Here is a 16592-nt window from a genome sequence, read left to right as displayed (position 1 = left end):
TTAGAGGTAGTGACGCTGGTTGTGCTTGTGGGCGGCGTACGTCTCGTACGCGGAGCGGGTGGACTCCAGGGCGGAGACCTCGCCGACCGGGACGTCCCACCAGCCGTGGCCGGGCGGGTTGGGGCCGTAGAGATCGGTCTCGACGTGCACGACGGTCGTCCGGGTGGCCGCCTTCGCCTTCTCCATTGCCGCGCGGAACTCGTCGACCGAGGTGGCGTGCAGGACGTCCGCGCCCAGTGAGGAGGCGTTGGCGGCGAGGTCGACCGGCAGGACATCCCCGTCGAGGTGGCCCGAATTGCCGTTCCGGTAGCGGTACTTGGTGCCGAAGCGCTGCGAGCCGAGCGATTCCGACAGCGCCCCGATCGAGGCGAAGCCGTGGTTCTGGACCAGGACGATGATGACCTTCAGACCCTCGGAGACCATGGTGACGATCTCCTGAGCCATCATCAGATAGGAGCCGTCACCGACCAGGACGACGACCTCACGCGAGGGGTCGGCCATCTTCGCGCCGACGCCGGCGGCCACCTCGTAGCCCATGCAGGAGTAGGCGTACTCGACGTGGTAGGCCTTCGGATCCCGCGCCCGCCACAGCTGCTGCAGATCGCCCGGCATGGATCCGGCCGCGTTGATGACCACCGCGCGGTCGTCCAGGACGTCGTTGAGGGCGCCGAGGATCTCCGTCTGGGCGGGGAGCGGACCATGGCCCACGGTGAAGCACCCCTCCTCGATCTCCCGTGTACGGGCGATGAGTTCACGGATCCTCGCGCGGTACGAAGGCTCCACCTCCCAGCCGTCGAGCGCCTCGGCCAGTGCCTCGATGCCGAGGCGGGCGTCCGCGACCAGCGGCTCGGCGGAGTGCTTGACGGCGTCCAGGCGGGCCACGTTGAGGTTGACGAACGTGACCTCCGGGTTACCGAAGACGGTGTGGCTGGCGGTGGTGAAGTCGGAGTACCGGGTGCCGATGCCCAGCACCACGTCCGCGTCCTTCGCGAGCGCGTTCGCCGCGTACGACCCCGTGGAGCCAATGCCGCCGACCGCGTACGGGTGGTCCCACGGCACCGCGCCCTTGCCGGCGTGGGTGTCGGCGACCGGGATGCCGGTGGTCTCCGAGAAGGCGCGCAGCGCGGTCTCGGCGCCGGAGTACACGACCCCGCCGCCCGCCACGATCAGTGGCCTCCTCGCGCCCCGCAGCAGTGCGTAGGCACGCTCGACGGCGGCCGGTTCGGGCACCGGGCGGCCCACGTGCCACACCCGGCGCCGGAAGAAGGACACTGGCCAGTCATAGGCCTCGGCCTGCACGTCCTGGGGCAGGGCGAGGGTGACGGCGCCGGTCTCCACCGGGTCGGTCAGCACCCGCATCGCCGCGAGGGCGGCCGGGATCAGCTGCTCGGGACGGGAGACGCGGTCGAAGTACTTCGAGACGGCCCTAAAGGCGTCGTTGACGGTGACGTCCCCGCCGCGTGTGTCCTCCAGCTGCTGGAGCACCGGGTCGGCGGCCCGCGTGGCGAACATGTCGGACGGCAGCAGCAGCACCGGAAGCCGGTTGGTGGTGGCCAGCGCCGCGCCCGTGATCATGTTCGTCGAGCCGGGGCCGGTCGAGGCGGTGCAGGCGAAGGTCGCCAGCCGGTCGCGCATCTTGGCGTAGGCGACCGAGGCGTGCACCATGCCCTGCTCGTTACGGGCCAAGTAGTAAGGGAGATCGGCCTCTTGGGTGACCGCGGCCTGCAGCAGGGCCTGCCCGACGCCGGCCACGTTGCCGTGTCCGAAGATGCCCCACATCCCGGGGATCAGCCTCTGTTCCTGCCCGTCGCGCTCGCTGTACTGGTTGGCGAGGAAGCGCACCAGCGCCTGTGCGGTGGTCAGCCGTACGGTGTTCATGAGGTCGCTCCGAAGGGCAGCCGGTCGTCGACGTCCTGCGCGTCCCACGTCGAGCGCACCCAGCCGTGCGCGGGGTCGTCGCAGATCAGCCAGGCGCGGTCCTGCCCGGGACCGGCCATGACGTTGAGGTAGTAGAGGTCGTAGCCGGGCGCGGCGACGGACGGCCCGTGCCAGCCGTGCGGGATCAGCACGGTGTCGCCGGAGCGGACCTCGGCGAGCACGTCGATGGGCCGGTCCTCGGTGCCGTACACCCGCTGGTAGCCGAACCCGTTCTCGCCGCCGGCGACCTGGAAGTAGTAGATCTCCTCCAGCTCCGACTCGGCTCCCGGCCGGTTCTCGTCGTGCTTGTGCGGCGGGTACGACGACCAGTTGCCGCCCGGGGTGAGCACCTCGCACACCAGCAGCTGCTCGGCGTCGAAGGTGCCCGGCAGGCAGTAGTTGTTGACCTGGCGCGAGCACGCCCCGGCCCCGCGCAGCTCCACGGGGACGTTCTCCTTGGCCCCGTACCGGGCGGAGAGTGAGCTCCGCCCGGTACGGGCGCTGGGCAGCGCGAACGTCCCGCCGTGCGCGCTGCTGATGAGGGCCTCCGACTCGCGGGGGAGGTAGGCGAAGTCGGTGACCGAGGCGAACACGCTTGTTCTGCCTTCGAGTTGGAAGGCCGTGCCGTCGGTGGTGACGGTGCACGAGCCCGTCAGCGGCAGGACCAGGAACTCGCAGTCCGAGGTGGACAAGGCGTGTGCCTCGCCCGGCCCCAGGGTCAGGATCCTGAGGCCGGAGTGTCCCCAGCCCGCCGACTCCGGCGTGACCAGGACGTCGTAGGGGCCGTCGGACGAAGTCCCGGCCGGCAGGTGGTACTTGCTGCTCACAGCAGGCTCACCGCCTTGTCCACCGCACCGGCCACATCGCCGCCCGCCGGGTAGAGCAGGGAGCGCCCCACGACCAGCCCCTGCGCGGTCGGCTGCCTGAGCGCCTTGCCCCAGGACGCGAAGGCCGCCTCGGCGTCCTTCACTTCGCCGCCCAGCAGCAGTGCCGGCAGGGTGGAGGCGGCCAGGACCCGCTCCATTCCCTCGACGACCGGCAGCTTCAGCCAGGTGTACGCGCTGCGTCGGCCCAGCCCTGAGGCGATGGCGACCGACTTGATGACCGCGTCCGTGGAGAGGTCGTTGCGGATCTTCCCGTCCTGCCAGACGGAGAGGAACGGCTCGACCATCGCGATGAGCTGACGGTCGTTGAGCTCGTTGATCGCGTTGGCCGTGTCCGCCAGGACGGAGGGAGTGGCCGGATCGCCCAGCGCGATCCGGGTGAGCGTCTTGCCGCCGTCGAAGCCCATCGAGGCGATCGTCTCGGCGTCGTAGCCGGTGAAGCGGTCGTCGATCTCGAACACCGAGCCCGCCAGCCCTGCCCGGTTCATCGAACCGAACACGCTCTTGCCGTCCAGGACGCCGAGCAGGAGCAGGTCCTCGAGGATGTCGGCCGTGGCCAACACGCCTGTCACCCCGGGGCGTTCGAGCGCTGTGCACAGCCGGTCCAGCAGCTCGAAACGGTCCGCCATGGCGTTGGGGTCGCCGCCGACGCGGGTGGCTCCGCGCGCGGGGTGGTCGGCGGCGATGATCATCGCCTTGCCGTGTTCGCCGAACAGCGAGGTGGCCTTCACCCGGCGGGCGGCGGCCGTCGCCACGGCATCGGGATCGTTCACCCGGGCGGACACGATCCGTCTCACGTTCTCGGACAGCACGAGGTCACGCCTTTCGTTCAGTGGCGACGGAGGCACAGGACGCTTCCTGGAGTTTCTGTTCGACTTCGGCTTCGGTGGGCATCGCTTCGGAGCAGGCCAGCCGGCCCGCGACGATCGCGCCGGCGGCGTTGGCGAAGGACACCGTGCGCCGTGTGTCCCACCGGGACAGCAGGCCGTGGCAGAGCGCCCCGCCGAACGCGTCCCCGGCGCCCAGGCCGTTGACCACGTCCACCGGTACGGGCGGTATCTCGGCGGTGGTACCGTCGCGGTCCATGGCCAGCACGCCCCGGGGCCCCTGCTTGACGACGGCCAGTTCGGCGCCGGCTGCGAGCAGTGCCTTCGCGGCGGCGTACGGCTCGCGTTCGCCGGTGGCGACCTCGCACTCCTCGAGATTGCCGACCGCCACCGTGGTGTGCCGCAGCGCTTCGGCGTACCAGCTGCGCGCCTGGGACGCGTCCGTCCAGAACATCGGCCGCCAGTCCAGGTCGAACACCGTCGTGCCCGCCTTGGCTCGGTGCTCCAGTGCGGCCAGCGTCGCCGCCCGGCTGGGCTCCTCGCTCAGCCCGGTGCCGGTGATCCAGAAGACCGCCGCCTCCCGCACCGCCTCCAGGTCCAGCTCCTCCGGCTGGATGTCCAGGTCAGGAGCCTTCGGCAGCCGGTAGAAGTACAGCGGGAAGTCGTCCGGCGGGAAGATCTCGCAGAACGTCACCGGTGTCGGCGCCACGTCCGACGTACCGACGAAGCGGGGATCGACGCCGTATCCGCGCAACGCCGCGCGCACGAACTCCCCGAACGGGTCACGCCCGGTCTTGGTGATCACGGCCGCCGTACGCCCGTAGCGGGCGGCGGCGACCGCGACATTGGTCGGACTGCCGCCCAGGTACTTGCCGAAAGAGGTGACCTCGGCCAGCCCCACCCCGGTCTGAAGCGGATACACATCCACTCCCACCCGGCCCATGGTCAACACTTCGAACGGCATTGCTGGTTTCCTTCCCCATCCTGCTTTAGAGCGCTTTAAAGAGAGGTCGAACAAACCCGCTCAGGCGTCGGCCTGGAGTTGGGCGAGTTCGGCTTCGAGATCGGCCATGGCTTCGCCGCCGGCCATGAGGTCGGTGATTTCCTCGCGGGTGCGTTCACCCTTGCGGAAGTCGTCGGCCTTCTGGCCGCGGATGAGGACGGCGAAGTGGTCGCCGACCATCATGGCGTGACGGACGTTGTGGGTGACGAGGATGACGGCGACACCCTTGGCGCGGGCCTGCATGATGATCCGCAGGACGTGGGCGGCTTCCTTGACGCCGAGGGCGGCGGTGGGTTCGTCGAGGATGAGGACGTTGGCGCCGAAGTAGACGGCCCGGGCGATGGCGAGGGCCTGGCGCTCACCGCCGGACAGGGCGCCGACGAGGCGGTTGCCGTCGGTGACGCGGGTGATGCCGAGGGACTGCATCTCGCGAACGGCGATCTCGCCGGCCAGCTTCTTGTCGAAGAGCTTGAACGGGCCGAAGCCCTTGGTGGGTTCGGCGCCGACGAAGAAGCAGCGGCCGACGCCCATGAGCGGGAAGGTGCCACCGAACTGGTGGACGGTGGCGATGCCCTGGGTGCTGGCGTCGCGGGGGCTGTCGAACTCGACGCGTTCGCCGTTGATCTCGATGGTGCCGCTGGTGGGCTTGTGGAAGCCGGAGAGGATCTTGATGAGGGTGGACTTGCCGGCGCCGTTGTCGCCGAGCAGGCAGAGGACCTTGCCGGCTTCCACTTCGAGGGATATGTCCTGGAGGGCGTTGGTGCCGAGGAAGGACTTGCTGACGTCGGTGAGCCGGAGCAGGGGTGTGGTCGTCATGGGGGTCAGGCCTTCTTCGCGGAACGGGGCTTGTAGGACAGGGCCAGGCGGCGGAAGGTGTTGTTCATCAGCACGGCGGTGAGGATGAGGACGCCGAGGATGAGGCTGGCCCAGTCGGAGTTCCAGCCGGTGTAGTAGATGCCCTGGTTGACGATGGCGAAGGTCAGCGTGCCCAGCGCGATGCCGACCACGGAGCCGTAGCCGCCGGTGAGGAGCACGCCGCCGATGACGACGGCGATGATGGAGTTGAAGACGAAGGACTGCCCGTTGGCGACCTGGGCGCCGTTGTAGAGGATGGTCTGGATCACGCCGACCAGTGCGGCGCCGAAGCCGCTGGCCATGTACAGCGCGATCTTCACCTTCGTCACCGGAATGCCGGTGGCGCGGGCGCTCTCCTTGTCGCCGCCGATCGCGAAGATCCAGTTGCCGTACGGCATCATCTGGAGCACCACCGAGACCAGCACCGCGATGCCGATCCACCAGAAGATCGCCACCTCGAACTGCCCGCCGATCAGCTGCCCGAACACCGACTTGGAGAACGGGTCGGGGCTGATCGCCACACTCGTGGTGCCGGTCGCGACGCGGGACAGGCCCAGGGTCAGACCCGCGATGCCGGCCATCGTCGCCAGCGTGACGACCAGGGACGGGACGTTGGTGCTGGTGACGATGATGCCATTGAGCAGGCCGACCAGCAGGCCGAGGCCGAGGGCCAGGACGATGCCGACGATCATCGGCGCGCCCCAGTGGCCGGAGACGATCGCCAGGGTCATCGAGGAGCCGGCGAGGACCGAGCCCACGGAGACGTCGAGTTCGCCGGCGATCATCAGCAGTCCGACGGGGATGGCGATGATGCCGAGCTCGGCGGCGATGTTCAGCCAGCTCGCCGCGCCCGCCGCGGCCAGGAACTTCTCACCGCCGAAGATCGCGAAGAAGACGAAGACACTGATCGTTCCGATGAGTGCGCCCGCCTCCGGGCGGTGCCGCAGCTGGCCCAGGGGGCTTTCGGTGCGCTTGGGTGCGGGGACGTCGGGTGCCGACCCGGCCGTCGTCTCGGCCGTGCGGGCGGCCGTGTCGGGAAGAGAGGAAGTCATCGGTCTGGTGTCACCTTCGTGAATCTCGGATGGGGTTGTGAGCGGGGGCCTCGGGCACCGGGTCCGTGCCGGGTGCTCGGCGGTGTGGACCCGGCGCCCGAGGCGCTCAGCGGACGCCGGCCGCGGTACCTGCGATGGCTGCGGCGACGTTGTCGGAGGTGACCAGGAGCGGTCCGGTCAGAAGGGGGTTCTGGGGCGGGATCACGCCGTAGGAGAGGTACTGGTTGGCTATGGAGACGGCGTAGAAGCCCTGCAGGTAGGGCTGTTGGTCGATGGCGAACAGCTGCTTGCCGGCCTTGACCCGGTTGAGCTGGCTCGTCGACAGGTCGAAGGTGCCGAGCTTGACCTTGTCGCCCACCTTGGCCTGGTCGATCGCGGAGGCGGCGCTGTCCGCGTCCTGGACGCCGATGGTGACCAGGGCGTCGACGCTGCTGTCCTTGAGCAGCGCGCCCTTGATGGCCTGGGTGACGGCGGAGGGGTTGCCGAAGTTCGAGGAGGGCAGCGGCAGTTGCTTGGAGCTGGCGCCCTTGCTCTTGGCGCCGTCGGCGATGCCCTTGCACCGGGCCTCCGAATTGGCCGCGCCCGGCACGGTGTTGACGCACAGGATGTTCTTGGCGCCGGACTCGGCGAACTTCACGCCGCCGGCCTTGCCGGCCTCGTAGTCGTCGGAGCCGATGTACTTGAGGCCGCCGGTACGCTGCGCCGCCTCGACGCCGCCCGAGTTGTAGACGAAGACCTTGACGCCCTTGGCCACGGCCTGCTTGATCGCCGCGTCCTGGCTGTCCGGGACCCAGTCAGGGACGACGATCGCCGAGGGGTTCTGGGAGAGCGCGGTCTGGGTCAACTTGGCGGCATCGGGGCCGAGGTTGTCGTAGTTCTGAGGGCCGAGGAAGGTGACCGAGCCGCCGCCGGCCTTGACCAGCTTCGCTGCGTCCTCACCACCGCGCTTGACGGCGGACCAGAACGGGTCGTCGGCCTTGCCGCCGATCACGTAGATGGAGACCTTGCCGTTGCTCTTTGCGCCCGAGTCCGCACCGGCCGCGGCAGACGCTGTCGCGTTGCCCGCGTCGTCGCCGGTCGCCTTGCCGCTGGCGCAGGCGGTCAGTGCGGAGGCGGCAAGGGTGAACAGGCCGACCGTGGCCAGCAGTCTGCGGGGAAGACGGCGGCCGTGAGGCCGGCGGGTAGGAGTGCGTTCCATGTGCTGCGGTGCTCCTTCGTGGCGATCGGCGCGGGGAGGACGAGGCGCCGGGGACGATCGGGCGGCGGTTCTGCGGGATGTCGGTGCGGCCGGGAACCGGTGCCGCCGCGGCTCTGGCGGTGCCGATCGTGATGCGGGGTCGCGGTGCGCGATCGGAGAAAAGCGGGCGTGGACGGGCGGGATACGGACGTCCGGAATTCCGCGAAGGAATTCCCGGGGAGACGGACCGTATTGCCGTTCGAGCCTGGCCCCTCTGCGGGGTTTTTCCTCAGGTCAAGGACGGTGGCAGATGGGTGTGGACGAGGCTTGCCGGGCGGCGGAGGCCTCACGCTCAAGGATCTTTTAAACCGCTTTAAGCGATGGCCAGAGCATGCTTGCGTTTCGGGGATGTGTCAAGGGCTTGACGCGCGGCCTTCAACTCCCGATATCTTTCCGTGACCCCTCGAATGATGTAACGGCCACGTATATCGGCGTGCGGAGAGACGGGTGCGGCGGACCCGGGTGTGGCAGACCTGGGTCAGCGCGGCTCGGAAGTGGTGCCGCGCGCGATCAGGCTGGGGGTGAGGACGATCTCCCGAGGGGCGGTACGGCCGTCGTCCAGGCGTTCGACGGCGGCTGCGACGGCCTGACGTGCCTGTTCCTCGGCGTTCTGGCTCACCGTGGTGAGGTCGAAGGAGGCGAGCCGGGAGAGGGTGTCGTCGTCGTAGCCGGCGACGGAGATCTTGCCCGGGACGTCGACTCCGGCCCGCCGGAAGGCGGTGAGCATGCCGATGGCGCACTGGTCGTTGTAGGCGACGACGGCGGTCGGCAGGTCGCCGCTTTCCAGGAGGTGGCGGGCCGCCTGCTCGCCGGCGTGTTCCGTGCTTCCGCCGCGCAGGACACTGATGTGGGCGTCGAGGGAGTTGCGGCGCATGGCGGAGCGGTAACCGCGGCGGCGGTCAGTGACGATGACGCCCTTGCCGCCGTCGACGTAGGCGATGGAGCGGTGACCGAGCTCCACCAGATGGTCGACGATCTGGCCGACCCCGGCGTCGTCCGCGGTGCGCACGACGTCCAGGCCTGCCTTGATGATCCGGCGGCCCAGGGAGATGACCGGGGCACGGCGGGCGAGTTCGGCGAGTTCCGCGTCGGCGGACTCCGAGCCGAGCAGGATGAGCGCCTCGCACCGGAAGGCCAGGAGCGTCTCGATCGCGGTGCTCTCGGTCCGGGTCCGGGTCCGGGTGCTCAGGACGAGGTCGTACCCGATCTCCTCGGCTGCCGTGTGCAGATGCTCGACGAGTTCCGCGTGGAACGGACTGTGGATGTCGATCACCACGCCGAGGAGCCTGCTGCGGCGACTGGCCAGTGCGCTGGCGGTGCGGTCCGGGCGATAGCCGAGGTCGGCCGCGGCCTTCAGGACGCGCTGGCGGGTGCGCTCGCTGGGTCCGGGGACACCGCGCAGCACCAGAGAGACCGAGGCGGTGGAGAGACCCACCCGCGCGGCGACGTCCTCCAGTCTGGGACGAGGGGATGCGCCGTTGCCGCCGGCGGGGCCGGCGGTCTCGAAGTCGCCCACGTCACCTCCTGATGGGTTTGGGGTCATACCCTTGACGCATGCCAGTGGCGCTGTTGATGGTAGCAGTGTTTAAAGCGTTTTAATTGGTGGAACGGTGACGTAGCCGCACACGCCACGACCACAGCGCACCGGGCGCCTGAAGGCGAGGCCCATATGCCCACGGCAGGCCACTGTCGCCGTTCAGCGGCCACGAACCGGAACGGGCTGTGAGCCGCGACGGCCGCCCTGACGCCCCCGATCCTCGCCTCTCCGCCCCGCACAGTGAGGTGCAAGCACCATGAACCACTTCCCCGCACGTTGCCTCCGCAGAGTGGCACCGGCCGTGGCCGCGGCAGCTCTGGTGCTTGCTGGCTGCTCCAGCGCATCCGGCGGCAAGAAGGCAGAGCAGTCCGCCGCCCAGGCTTCGGCCGGGAAGGCCGACACGCCCCGTATGACGGTGGCGATGGTCACCCATGCGCCGTCCGGTGACACTTTCTGGGACACCGTCCGCAAAGGCGCCGAGGCCGCGGCCGCCAAGGACAACATCAAGCTGATCTACTCCAACGACGAGACGGCGTCCGATCAGGCCGCCCTGATGCAGAACGCGATCGACCAGAAAGTCGACGGCATCGCGGTCACTCTGGCCAAGCCGGACGCGATGAAGGGTGTGGTCGCTAAGGCGGAGCGGGCCGGCATCCCGGTAGTCGGCTTCAACGCAGGGCTGTCGGCCTGGAAGGAACAAGGCCTGCTGGAGTTCTTCGGTCAGGACGAGTCGGTCTCCGGCCAGGCCCTGGGGACCCGCCTGAACAGCGCCGGCGCCGGGCACGCCCTGTGTGTCATCCAGGCCCAGGGCGACGTGAATCTCGAACAGCGTTGCGCGGGCGTGAAGAAGACCTTCCGCGGCAGGACGGACATCCTCTACGTCAACGGCACCGACATGCCTTCGGTGAAATCCACCATCGAGGCGAAGCTCGCCCAGGACCGCTCCATCGACTACGTCGTCACGCTGGGGGCCCCTTTCGCGCTGACGGCGGTGCAGTCGGTCTCCGAGTCAGGCAGCAAGGCCAAAGTCGCCACGTTCGACCTCAACAAGGAACTGGTGGCGGCCGTCGAGAAGGGGGCCATCCAATTCGCCGTGGACCAGCAGCCTTACCTACAGGGTTACTTGGCGGTCGACTCGCTGTGGCTGTACAAGACCAACGGCAACTACATGGGCGGCGGCGAGGAGCCGGTCCTGACCGGTCCTGCCTTCGTCGACAAGGCCAACATCCACTCCGTCGCTTCCTTCGCGGCCAAAGGTACGCGCTGAGTGCGGTGTGCCCGTGACGGGCGAGCTTTGTCTGCGATCCGTGTCGGCGCTGGCAGGCGCGGACAGGCTCAGGCTCAGGCTCCAAGGGGCAGAAGGTCGCGGATGTTCAAGCTGCCGGCTTGGAACTTGTCCGCGTTGACTGCGTCGGCGAGGCGGATCGCCAGGGCGGTGAGGATGTCCAGCAGTGGGCGGCGCCGGCGGTGCGGTTTGGCATAGCGGAGTTCTTCGGGGCTGCCGGTCATCACCCCGGCGCCAGCGTCCAGTGCACGTCGCCTGAATCCGGGCCGATCCGCCACTCTTCCAGAACGCCGTTCGCCGTCAGACGGCTGAGCACGCCGTGGAACCCTTGATCGCGCAGGCCACAATCACGGATGATCCGGTCGCATTCACTCAATCCCTCTCCCGAGAACGGATCGCTGCGCGCCGCGAGATAAACGCCCGACAGTCGCAGCTGCGGCTCTGCCCCACCGATCCGTGCTGGGCACCCGGTGCGCAATGCCCAGTCGGCCGCGCGCCGCCGGTCGGGGCGGGCCGGTGACTGGGCGAGCAGCGTGGCATCGCGAAGCTCCGCAGCAACCCCGACCGCTCCGGGAGCGTTCACCATGCTCGCCCACCGCGCCTGTTCCAACTCGTGGCAGGCCCGCACCGCGTCGATGCGAAGGCTGCGCAGCAGGCCTGCGCGGAGTTCGACGTGCAGGTACGCGTTCATACGAAGGGCGCACTGCAGGGCGAGGAGCCTCGCCCCGGCGGACACGTCCGCGGGCAGGGCCGCGGCCAGGTAGCTGAGGATCTCGCTCACGCGGACACGCTCCCCCGGCCCCCGGCTGGGCCTGGGACTTCGCGGCCGCGTGGAAGGCGGGTGGAAGGGTGCGGCCAGCACGGTGTCGGGCACGACGGCGGCCTGGGCGGTTGCCGCGGCGCAGGCGCCGCAGGTGTCGGCGAGGCGCCAGACACGGCCGCCGCGTTCGCAAGCCAGGAGCAGGCGGATGGGCCCCGCACACCCGCGGTGACGGCGATGCCAACGGCAGCCGCGTTCATGACTGACAGGGCAGGAGTCTGCACCGTCGGATGGTCGGGTGACGATCTTGCCTTCCGATCCGCACCTCGACGCCCTCCGACTGGAGCTCGGGCGTCTGCGGGCTGAGCGCGGGTGGAGCTACGACGAGCTCGCCTCCCGCAGCGGCCTGGGCAGGCGCACTGTGATCGAGATCGAGCAGGGCCGCACCGTCGGCACCCTCAAGACATGGCACGCCCTCGCACACGCCCTGGACACACCGCTCGACGAGCTCTTCGCCACCCTCTGCCACGAGCACGGCCTCCCCGGCACCGACGACAGCTCCGACAGCTGATACGGGCCCGTCCAGCGTCGGCGGCGATTCACTCGATCCGGCAACGCCCCATCGAATACGCGAGCAAGCGTTCGCACTGTTGTCGCCCCGTTCTGCTCTGCCCGGGGGATCATCAGGGTCGCGTACCGCAGGCGGGGCGTGTCGGCTGGCAGGTTCGCCCGCATGTGCTCCTCTCCTTCTCCTTCCGCGCGGCGCTGGGACGGCAGCCGCGCGAGCGCGCCCCAGCGGCGGTCCCTGCGTATCGCCCCCGACAGTGCCAGCCGGTTGCTGCGATGCGGCCAGACCACGTCCTGTCGCGAATGCGGCAATCCGGTCGAGTGTTACCCGGGGGCCGACGACCGGCTGGTGCGGCTCCATCCGCACGAACTGCCGGTGGCCGGGGTGCCGGAGTCCTGCCGCTGGCACGTCAGCCGCGGCATCGCCCATCCCGCGGGCGACGGGAGCAGCTGGTGCCGGCTGGCACACGATCTGCTGTGCCCAGCCCGCCCGGTTCCGACGGCCGCGCCGCAGCTGTCCGGCCTGCGCCGGACTCTCGCCCTGTGCACCCGACGTCTGCTGGACACCGGAGTCCTCGCTCCACCTGCCACACTGGCAGGCGGCCCGCCGCCGGGCGAGGCCGTCTGCCGTCCGGCCCGGCCCGTCGTGCAGCTGCTGTTCGTCCGTTACCTGGCCTCCCGCCCCGTCGATGAGATCCAGTGCGTCGCCCAGACCCGGCGCCGAACCCGCTGTACGGCCGAGGTCCTCGGCCCCGGCGGGTTGCACGGGGTGTGGACCGTGGTACCCGTGACCGTGCACCACGGTCAGCTCGCACTGCCGTCGGATGTCATGGCCGTCTACAGCCTTTCCGCACTGCCGCACCAGGAACAGCTGCGCTGGCGCACCCAACGGTGCCGGGACCATGCCACAGTGTCGACCGCCGGTGACCTAGCCGGCGCGGACTGGGAACCCTTCGACCCGCTCCGCCACCACGAGCACATCCACACCCGCCTGCCCACGCACGGGCGCCGCCCCGGCGGCCACGCACCCCGGCGGGTCTGGTCGTGACGCATCGGCACGCCGTCGAGATCGTCCTGACGCGGCCCGCCACCGTTCGAAAAGTTCACCAGGCCCGCCACCGGGTGACGTTCGCCGCGAACGCAGACCGCACTCGGCTGATGACGTTGCAGCGCGGCAGGAGCGCGGGCCGCGCCCTGCACCGCCTGCGCCGCCGCCTGGACACGGTCCTGCCGATCGACGTGCTGACCACGCACTATCCCGACCGCCAGGGCCATGTGCTCAACGTCGCCCTCAGCCGCCGCGCCGACGCGCAGATCCGCGAGGAGGCGGCCGCGCTTGGCCAGCGCGCCGGGGACGTCCTGGCCGAACGAATCACGGCCTATCTCGCGCACGAGCAACGCCAGCGGCGCCACCGCCTCGAATCGCAGATACCGCGCCTGCTCACCCACCACCCCCTGGAAGAAGTTCTGGCCTGCGCCGCAGGCCGCCTTCTGCAGGTACGTCTGCCACGCTGAGCCCGCCGTCGCCTCCCCGGCCCGACGCAGCCACCCGCTGCGCCTCGTTCCGGCCGTTCCCATCCCACGGAGCCCACGTTGCCCACCCCCACCCACGAACAGGTCCACGCGGCGGACACCTTCCGCGCCGGACGGCACCTAGCACTGCAGGCCGGAGCCGGAACCGGGAAGACCAGTACCCTGCATGCTCGCCGCCGGCACCAAACGCCGGGGACGCTACCTGGCCTTCAACAAGGACATCGCGCAGGACGCCGCGGCCCGCTTCCCGTCCACGGTGCAGTGCCGGACCGCCCACGCCACCGCCTTCGCCGCACTCGGACACCGCTATGCCGACCGACTCAACAGCCCCCGCCAGCCAGCCTGGAAGACCGGACAATCCCTCGGCATCCTCCGCCCCGTACGGATCGCAGACCACGAGATCAGCCCAAGAACCCTGTCCCACAACGTGCTGCGCACCGTCACCCGCTTCTGCCACTCCGCCGACAGCACACTGACCAGCCACCACGTGCCGCGCCTGCGCGGCCTCGACGCCCCCGCCGCCCACCGGCAGTTCGCCGAACTCGTACTCCCCTTCGCCGCCAAAGCCTGGGCAGACCTTCAGCGCCCCGACCACGGCATCGTCCGCTTCGAACACGACCACTACCTCAAGATGTGGGCGCTGACCAGCCCGAAGATCGAGGCCGACTTCCTCTTCCTCGACGAGGCCCAGGACACCAACCCGGTCCTGGAGCAGGTGTTCACCGCACAGCGCGACCATGCCCAGCTCGTCATGGTCGGCGACTCCGCCCAAGCCATCTACGGATGGCGAGGCGCAACCGACGTGATGACCGGCTTCGACGCCGAACAGCTCACCCTCACCCGCTCGTTCCGCTTCGGACCACAGATCGCCGACGAGGCCAACCGCTGGCTCGCGCTCGCTGACGCCCCCATCCGGCTGACGGGCACCACCAGCGTTCCCGCAGAGGTCAGCAGCGTGGACCACCCCGACGCCGTGCTGTGCCGCACCAACATCGGCGCCATGACAGAGGTCATGCGGCTACTCGGCGAAGGACACCGCGTCGCCCTCACCCGGGGCGGCCAGCAGCTGGCCCAACTCGCCTCTGCCGCACGCGACATGAAGGAAGGGCGCCGAACTCATCACCCCGAGCTGGTGCTGTTCGCGTCCTGGGGCGACTTGCAGGACTACGCCGCCTACGATCCGGCCGGCTGCGACCTGCAGCCCTTCGTAGACCTCGTCGACACCCATGGTCCCGACGCCATCCTCGCTGCTGTGTCCGACCTCACCGAGGAAGCACACGCAGACGTCACCGTCTCCACCGCCCACAAAGCCAAAGGCCGCGAATGGCCGGCCGTCAGGATCGGCAACGACTTCCCTCAGCCGAAGGACCCCAACTCCGGCAGGAGCGCGGCCGACCAAGCCCCGGAAGTAAACGGCACGGACGCCCGTCTCGCCTACGTCGCCGTCACTCGTGCCCGCCACCAACTCGACCTCGGCGGCCTGGCATGGAACGCCACCCCTCAGGAGAACTAGAGTGATTGACGCCGCAGACATGGAGGGCCAGCCAGTTCGCCAGCCCGTCCACGACCAGGGCAGCCGAGTGGTGGCCTAGCCAGTCGACTCGGTCATCTCGCAAGCCTTGTGCAGCACACTCAACCTCTCGCTGGTGTCGTCGCAGGTAGAGCTACCTCCAGTTACAGAGAGTCAACGACGGCAACCATGATTTGCCAACCATCCTTCTCATGATTTGCCAACAAGGATTCTCCACCCGCTCCCGACCTGCGCGTCTCAGTCCATGATTTGCCAACTAGAGTTCTCGGTCACAGCATGATCCGACGGGAGACGAGGAAGGTCACCGGGACGGCCGCCAGGGACGCGAGCAGCGGGGCGAAGCGGCTGCTGAAGTGCAGGAGGTCGACGAGGACATAGACGCCCGCCGTCGTGCTGAGGAAATTCGCGGCGTTCGTCAGGGGGAACAGCATGAATTTCCGCAGGGTCGGACGGGTCCGGTAGGTGAATCGCGCATTGAGGAAAAATGAACCGGTCAGGCTGAGCGCGGTCGCGAGGATATGGGCCAGGAGGTAGGGCAAACGGGCGAGCAGGAGCAGATAGGCAGCGTAATACGTGCCCGTGTTGACGACACCGATCACGGCGAAAGTGATCATCTGCCTCGAGACAAGTGCACTGCGCATCAGGGAATGAGGTCCTTCGCCCGGTCCACATTGCTCGCCTTCACCAGGAAGTGCGGGCGTCGTTTGACCTCGTAGTAGATGCGGCCGGTGTACTCCCCGATGACCCCGAGCATGATCATCTGTACTCCGGCGACACCGGTGACGGCGGTGATGATCGTGACATAGCCGGGCGTCTGCACGCCGTTGACGAGCGCCGCGCCCACGATCCACGCGGTGTAGGCGAGGGCGCACAGCAGCAGGCCCATGCCCAGGTAGAGGGCGAGGCGCAGGGGCCTGTTGTTGAAGGAGAGGAGCCCGTCGATGCCGTAGTTGAGCAGGCTGCGCAGGCTCCAGGAGCTGCGGCCGGCCTCGCGCACGGCGTTCTCGTACGCGAAGGTGGTGCTGGGGAACCCCACCCAGGCGAACAGGCCCTTGGAGAAGCGGTTGTACTCGGTGAGCTCCAGGACCGCGTCCACCACGCGGCGGGACATCAGCCGGAAGTCGCCGACGCCGTCGACGAGTTCCACATCGACGAGGCGGTTGATGAGCCGGTAGTAGAGGCGTGCGGTGACGGTGCGGGTCATCCGGTCACCGGTCCTGGTGCGCTTGGCGATGACCTGGTCGTAGCCCTCCTTGCGCAGGTCGACCATGCGTTTGATGAGTTCCGGCGGATGCTGGAGGTCCGCGTCCATGACGATCACGGAGTCCCCCGAGGCGTGGCGCAGGCCGGCCAGGAGGGCGGCCTCCTTGCCGAAGTTGCGGCTGAAGGAGACATAGCGCACCCGCGCGTCCCGGTCGGCCAGCCGCTCCAGCGCGGCGAGCGTGCGGTCGCGGCTGCCGTCGTCGACGTACACGAACTCCATGTCGTGACCGAGCGGAAGGAGCTCCTCCGCCACGTCCTGGACCTGGTCGTGGAAGCGCTCGATGACGTCTTCCTCGTTGTAGCAGGGTGCGACGATCGATATGAGCATGGTTTTTCCCCTG

The 16592-nt window shown here is 69.1% G+C and carries 16 protein-coding genes and 1 pseudogene; 5 read left to right on the top strand and 12 right to left on the bottom strand.

Translation table 11 applies throughout. The annotated features are described in order from the left end of the window. From iolD to ACWC1K_RS42790, 8 genes are all read right to left on the bottom strand, one after another. Positions 1-1878 carry a 3D-(3,5/4)-trihydroxycyclohexane-1,2-dione acylhydrolase (decyclizing) gene (gene iolD, locus ACWC1K_RS42825; RefSeq protein ID WP_450838793.1) on the bottom strand — a complete coding sequence of 626 codons (1878 nt, stop codon included), beginning with the start codon at positions 1876-1878 and terminating at the stop codon, positions 1-3. After that, complete coding sequence (gene iolB, locus ACWC1K_RS42820) at positions 1875-2744, bottom strand: 5-deoxy-glucuronate isomerase (protein WP_450838791.1); 870 nt, start codon at positions 2742-2744, stop codon at positions 1875-1877. Before iolB ends, iolD begins: the two co-directional genes overlap by 4 nt. Then, complete coding sequence (locus tag ACWC1K_RS42815; RefSeq protein WP_450838816.1) at positions 2741-3610, bottom strand: Cgl0159 family (beta/alpha)8-fold protein; 870 nt, start codon at positions 3608-3610, stop codon at positions 2741-2743. Before ACWC1K_RS42815 ends, iolB begins: the two co-directional genes overlap by 4 nt. 7 nt (positions 3611-3617) lie before the next feature. Beyond that, complete coding sequence (gene iolC, locus ACWC1K_RS42810) at positions 3618-4592, bottom strand: 5-dehydro-2-deoxygluconokinase (protein ID WP_450838790.1); 975 nt, start codon at positions 4590-4592, stop codon at positions 3618-3620. Between the two features lie 60 nt (positions 4593-4652). Beyond that, a complete protein-coding gene (locus tag ACWC1K_RS42805) occupies positions 4653-5447 on the bottom strand; it encodes an ATP-binding cassette domain-containing protein (RefSeq protein WP_141208644.1) in 795 nt (264 codons plus the stop codon). Positions 5448-5452: 5 nt separating this feature from the next. Then, on the bottom strand, positions 5453-6538 hold the full coding sequence (locus ACWC1K_RS42800; protein WP_450838789.1) for an ABC transporter permease: 1086 nt from the start codon (positions 6536-6538) through the stop codon (positions 5453-5455). 106 nt (positions 6539-6644) lie between these two features. Continuing rightward, complete coding sequence (locus tag ACWC1K_RS42795; protein ID WP_450838787.1) at positions 6645-7736, bottom strand: sugar ABC transporter substrate-binding protein; 1092 nt, start codon at positions 7734-7736, stop codon at positions 6645-6647. Between the two features lie 517 nt (positions 7737-8253). Next, the gene (locus tag ACWC1K_RS42790; protein WP_450838786.1) at positions 8254-9291 is read right to left on the bottom strand and encodes a LacI family DNA-binding transcriptional regulator; all 1038 of its coding nucleotides are present in this window, start codon (positions 9289-9291) and stop codon (positions 8254-8256) included. Between the two features lie 277 nt (positions 9292-9568). On the opposite strand from ACWC1K_RS42790, the gene ACWC1K_RS42785 reads away from it, so the two are divergent. Next, positions 9569-10579, top strand: a complete 1011-nt coding sequence (locus ACWC1K_RS42785) for a sugar ABC transporter substrate-binding protein (protein ID WP_450838784.1) — start codon at positions 9569-9571, stop codon at positions 10577-10579. Positions 10580-10653: 74 nt separating this feature from the next. Here the strand turns inward: ACWC1K_RS42785 and ACWC1K_RS42780 are convergent, their stop codons facing one another. Both ACWC1K_RS42780 and ACWC1K_RS42775 read right to left on the bottom strand, forming a co-directional pair. Next, entirely contained in the window at positions 10654-10821 is a 168-nt protein-coding gene (locus tag ACWC1K_RS42780; protein WP_450838782.1) for a hypothetical protein, read from the bottom strand. After that, entirely contained in the window at positions 10821-11378 is a 558-nt protein-coding gene (locus tag ACWC1K_RS42775; protein ID WP_450838781.1) for a hypothetical protein, read from the bottom strand. Before ACWC1K_RS42775 ends, ACWC1K_RS42780 begins: the two co-directional genes overlap by 1 nt. Positions 11379-11655: 277 nt before the next feature. Between ACWC1K_RS42775 and ACWC1K_RS42770 the strand changes: the two genes are divergently transcribed. The 4 genes and pseudogenes from ACWC1K_RS42770 to ACWC1K_RS42755 all read left to right on the top strand — a co-directional run bounded on the left by ACWC1K_RS42770 (position 11656) and on the right by ACWC1K_RS42755 (position 14970). Next, positions 11656-11928, top strand: coding sequence for a helix-turn-helix transcriptional regulator (locus tag ACWC1K_RS42770; protein WP_450838779.1), 273 nt, complete (start codon positions 11656-11658; stop codon positions 11926-11928). A 162-nt stretch (positions 11929-12090) separates the two neighbouring features. Next, entirely contained in the window at positions 12091-12972 is an 882-nt protein-coding gene (locus ACWC1K_RS42765) for a DUF6083 domain-containing protein (protein ID WP_450838777.1), read from the top strand. Continuing rightward, a complete protein-coding gene (locus tag ACWC1K_RS42760; protein ID WP_450838776.1) occupies positions 12969-13439 on the top strand; it encodes a hypothetical protein in 471 nt (156 codons plus the stop codon). The genes ACWC1K_RS42765 and ACWC1K_RS42760 overlap by 4 nt, the downstream gene beginning before the upstream one ends. Before the next feature lie 78 nt (positions 13440-13517). Further along, positions 13518-14970 (top strand): annotated as a pseudogene (locus ACWC1K_RS42755) (UvrD-helicase domain-containing protein). A 287-nt stretch (positions 14971-15257) separates the two neighbouring features. Here ACWC1K_RS42755 and ACWC1K_RS42750 read toward each other — a convergent pair. Both ACWC1K_RS42750 and ACWC1K_RS42745 read right to left on the bottom strand, forming a co-directional pair. Continuing rightward, entirely contained in the window at positions 15258-15629 is a 372-nt protein-coding gene (locus tag ACWC1K_RS42750; RefSeq protein WP_450838774.1) for a GtrA family protein, read from the bottom strand. Next, positions 15629-16579: a glycosyltransferase family 2 protein gene (locus tag ACWC1K_RS42745; RefSeq protein ID WP_450838773.1), complete on the bottom strand. Its 951-nt coding sequence runs from the start codon at positions 16577-16579 to the stop codon at positions 15629-15631. Before ACWC1K_RS42745 ends, ACWC1K_RS42750 begins: the two co-directional genes overlap by 1 nt. Positions 16580-16592: the final 13 nt, after the last annotated feature.

It is taken from the genome of Streptomyces sp. NPDC001492 (genome assembly GCF_053597275.1).
Note: the sequence above shows the minus strand (reverse complement) of the source record. Positions and strands in the feature narration are given on the sequence as shown.